Consider the following 4,170-nt stretch of genomic DNA (forward strand, 5'->3'; position numbering starts at 1 on the left):
CGCCGAATACGAGGCAGTACCCGCGATAACCCACCCGGTCACCGCAACTCTAGAAACCAGCTAACCAACTCTCCATCAAACCCGGGGCTTGACAGATCGAATATCCAGTCCAACGAGCGCCGCGGTGCCGCACCCGCAGACGTCACCTGACAAGTAGTGGAATCCGTCGGTGCTGCAACCGCCTCACCAACGACGCGTTCGTGACACGCAGCGTGGCTACCGCTGGACGGTTGGCCTTGCACAGAGTCGCACGCCAGGCGCCGAAACGGGTTTGCGAGCCTACAGGGCGGCCGCGTCGGTGCTCGACCATCCGGCGGTGGCCTTCGGTGTGGCCGCATGCGCATCTGTTACGCGCACCATATTGTACGGGACAGATAAATACCTATGATGGGAACTGTTGGTGCGCGATGCGAAGAGTACGTCCCTCAACTCGCTGGGCCACCTCTCGGTGACACGTGTCGTCCTCGGGCAGCCCGCCGCGTCAAGACGGTGATAGGTCCTCGCATCCAGAACTGACGTCCATGATCGGTAACACGAGAAGCTGGGTGGTACAGCAATGAAGATCGCGATGGGAACCGCACTAGCAGGAAGCGTGCGGAGGTATGGCCGACTCGGCGCGATGGCCGCCGTGGCGACCGCGTTGGTATCGGTCGGCTTCAGCTCGCCGGCACAGGCGGCAACGAATCCCTACACCCCGCAGGAGGCGTGTCACAACGAGTTCGGCGGCAGTTGGAGCAACGTAACGGACGGGCACCGCAGCGTGGTGACAACCTCTGGCGTCAAGTACGGCGATGTCTATCTCATGTACAACGGCGCCACGGGGAACAACTGCGTCACCACCATCAAGTCGCTCTACGTGGGGTCATCCACCGAAACGGGTGCGTGGCTTGACGTGAAAGTCTCCGGCGGCCAATCGACCTATGTCGACGATCACAACTACGCTTACTACGCCGCAACACAGGGCTACGCGGCCGGCCACTGCGTGATCTACTACGCTTGGATCTCCAATGCCAGTGGTAGCGACGGCGCATCCGGTGGTCGATACTCGTGGGGCAACTGCGGCTGAGCCAGATGCAGACGTCACGTATCACCCTACGGGGACACGCCCGGTCTACCGCCCCTTCTCTTCGACAGCGGATCGTGAGACATCGTGCCTCGATGCCCGCCCGGCCGGGGAGAGTTTGTCTTTGACAAAGGAGACCCAGCCGGGTTCCGCCGCCCGGCTGGGTACACCTCGTGCGCCGGCTTTGAGGCCAGCGTGCGACCAGCCCCGACGACTACCACCCGCTCCACGCTGATGCGGTAGGTAGATTGTGCGGCGTGGCTCAGACCCGACTCGATCTTGACCGCATTCGAGCCGCCCTCGAGGTGATCGACCCGGTCTTTCTTGCCTCGCCGCTATACCGGTGTGACGCCTTAGGAAGCCAGTTTGGCTGCGCGGTAAGCATCAAGCTGGAGACCGCAAATCCGGTGCGGAGCTTCAAGGGCCGGGGCACGGAACTGGTCGCAAGCGGCTTGGCGGAGCAGGGCGCCGATGCGGTGGTGTGCGCCAGTGCCGGCAACCTCGGTCAGGCGCTCGGCTGGTCGGGCCGTCGCCGGGGGTTGGACGTGACGGTGGTCGCACGGCGCTTGGCACCGGCCATCAAGCTCGACCGGATCCGTTCCCTCGGGGCGCACCTGGAACTCGTGGGCGGCGACTTCGAGGTGGCCCGGGAGCGAGCGGTGACCATCGCTCGTCAGCGTGGCATCCGGCTGGTCGAGGACAGCCTCGATGTGGAGACCTGCGAGGGTGCGGCGACCATTGGCCTGGAGTTGGTCGGTGCTCTGTCCGCCGGCGACACCGTGCTGATTGCCCTGGGAGGCGGCGCTATGGCCACCGGTGTCGGCCATGTGCTGAAGGCCCTCGTACCAGGGGTCGAGGTGGTCTGCGTTCAGCCTCTCGGCGCCCCCGCTTTAGCCTTGTCCTGGCGCGAGCGCAGAGTCGTCACTACCGAGTCGATGCATACCATCGCCGACGGTGTGGCAGGCCGGTACCCCATCCCGGCAGTCTTGGACGACCTTCTACAGGTAGCCGACGATGCGGTTCTCGTGCGTGAGGCGACGATCGTCGCGGGGATGCGGATGCTCCTGGAACACGCCGGTCTGGTCGTGGAGCCGTCAGCCGCTCTCGGCATTGCCGCCATCTTGGAAGACCCGGACCGCTTCGCTGGCCGCCATGTTGTCACGATAATTTGTGGCGGCAACGTCGACTTGGACGCTTACTACCGTTGGGTCCGTTGATAAATACGGCCCGCGCCGTGCCCGGATGTATCTTGAGCCGGACATCGGCATTCCGTGCGTCGCGGGACCGGAGCTGTGCGCCGGTCGCCGCTGTTGCTGGGACGGACGGGCCCGGCCGGTAGGCCGCGGCCGGTCAGGAGCCCTTTATCCAGCAATGTGCTCCTGACCACCGCCCCGTAGCCCGCGCCAAGGATTGGCACGATCTTGCCTGGGCGTCTGTACCTCGCCGATGTCACGGCTTGGGGCCCCCAGGCTCGCAGCGCCGTTCAGTTTGCCGCGCGGGGTTGCGTACGGCTGTTCTCATTGCGGTGTGGAGGTTGAAGAACGACTCTGTCGCCTGGCCCAGCAAGTGCGTGAGCGCGAGATCATCGGCTCGCGGATGGCCCTGCTGCGCCGTCGGCAGGGCGAGCTGATGGCCGAGCTCGACGAACTGCGCGAGCAGCATGCGCTGGAACAGCGTGACGTTGAAAAGTTGGAGTCGCTGTCGCTGACCCGCGTGGTCGCCGGGCTGCACGGCGCTGGGCGTCGGGAGGATCGGCTGGCCCGCGAGCGGGCCGAGGCCGACGCCGCTCGGTACCGGATGGCCGAGGCCGGGCAGCGGCTCGCCGCGATCGAGCGGGAGGTGGCGCAGGCCGAGGCGCGGTGGTCCGAACTGGCCGACGCGCCGGCCGGCTTCGCGGCCGCGCTCGACGACAAGGAAGCATGGGTACGCGCCGTCGGCGGTCCCGTCGCCGATCAGATGATCAGCCTCGCCCAGGAACGCGGGCGCACCGAAGCGGAGCTACGGGAACTCGCCGAAGCAGCTCAGGCCGCCGGGCAGGTTGCGCAGGCGCTGAAGGCTGTGGCCGAGAAGCTGGGCAGCGCGGACAGTTGGTCGGCGTACGACACGTTCTTCGGCGGTGGGGTGATCTCCAGTTCGTTCAAGCACGACCGGCTCGATCAGGCCGCACGGCTGGCTGCGTACGCGGACCGGTGCCTGGCGGTGCTACGGACCGAGCTTGCTGACGTCGGGATCGTTCGGCCGATCGGCCGGATCGGAGTGGACGGCGGAACTCGGTTCGTGGACGTGTGGTTCGACAACATCTTCACCGACCTAGCCGTACGTAATCACATCAAGCGCGCCCAGGCCAACGTGGCCGACGCCCGTCACCGGATAGTAGACGTTCGGCGGCAGCTCGCGGGTCGGACCGAGGCCGCGCGGCGGCGCCGGGCCAATCTCGATCAGGCCCGGAAGGACCTACTCGTCGGCTGACTGGAACGCGACGGCCATCGGAACGTCCCAGCTCCTTTCGCGGGATGCGCCGAGTTCCTTGACGACCTCAGGTCGTTCGTCGACGGTCGCGATGCGCAGGTAGTCCGGACGAGCGCGGCCCGCACTCGTCCTCCTGCACTACGAAACGATCGGACCAAATGACCGGACTACCGGAAACCGCCAGCCCTTCCTGCTGAATAGCTCACTGGGCGATCGCCACCGAACGGGACCGATCCCAAGGCGGTGAGTAGCGGACGGACCATGAGCACAAATGACCCCGGCCACCAGGCAGTCTCAACACCTCCGAGGTCGATGACCCGCTGCGGTGGCCGGCCAAGGTCGGCCAGCAGACCAGCCACCGCCTTCTTGGCATCCACATCGTCACCGCACAGGAAGGTTGACGGCGGTACGGCCAAGCTGACGGGATCAGCCATCAACGCCGCTGCTCCACGGCGTTGGCGACGATGCCGGCGAGGGCGTCGCGGCCCAGCGCCCCGTACGCTTTTGGCCGCGCCGGCCTGCCAACGGCTTGAGCCGGCCTGGCAGTACGTGTGTAGGGGTTTGTGTAGCGGTGGATGGTTGGCTCCGGTTGTCGGGCGCCACCGGTGACTATCTGGGAGGAGCTTGTTCGGTGACAT

Annotated in this window: 3 protein-coding genes; all 3 read left to right on the forward strand. The window is 66.0% G+C overall.

Translation table 11 applies throughout. The features are described from left to right. The first annotated feature begins 556 nt into the window (after positions 1 to 556). The gene (locus tag ACIA5C_RS48560) at positions 557 to 1,066 is read left to right on the forward strand and encodes a hypothetical protein (RefSeq protein ID WP_396068185.1); all 510 of its coding nucleotides are present in this window, start codon (positions 557 to 559) and stop codon (positions 1,064 to 1,066) included. 254 nt (positions 1,067 to 1,320) lie between these two features. Further along, entirely contained in the window at positions 1,321 to 2,280 is a 960-nt protein-coding gene (locus ACIA5C_RS48565; protein WP_396068187.1) for a threonine/serine dehydratase, read from the forward strand. A gap of 349 nt (positions 2,281 to 2,629) precedes the next feature. Beyond that, on the forward strand, positions 2,630 to 3,532 hold the full coding sequence (locus tag ACIA5C_RS48570) for a hypothetical protein (protein ID WP_396068189.1): 903 nt from the start codon (positions 2,630 to 2,632) through the stop codon (positions 3,530 to 3,532). The last annotated feature ends 638 nt before the right edge of the window (positions 3,533 to 4,170 follow it).

Origin of the sequence: Actinoplanes sp. NPDC051343, from assembly GCF_044455125.1 — a bacterium.
Classification (GTDB): domain Bacteria; phylum Actinomycetota; class Actinomycetes; order Mycobacteriales; family Micromonosporaceae; genus Actinoplanes.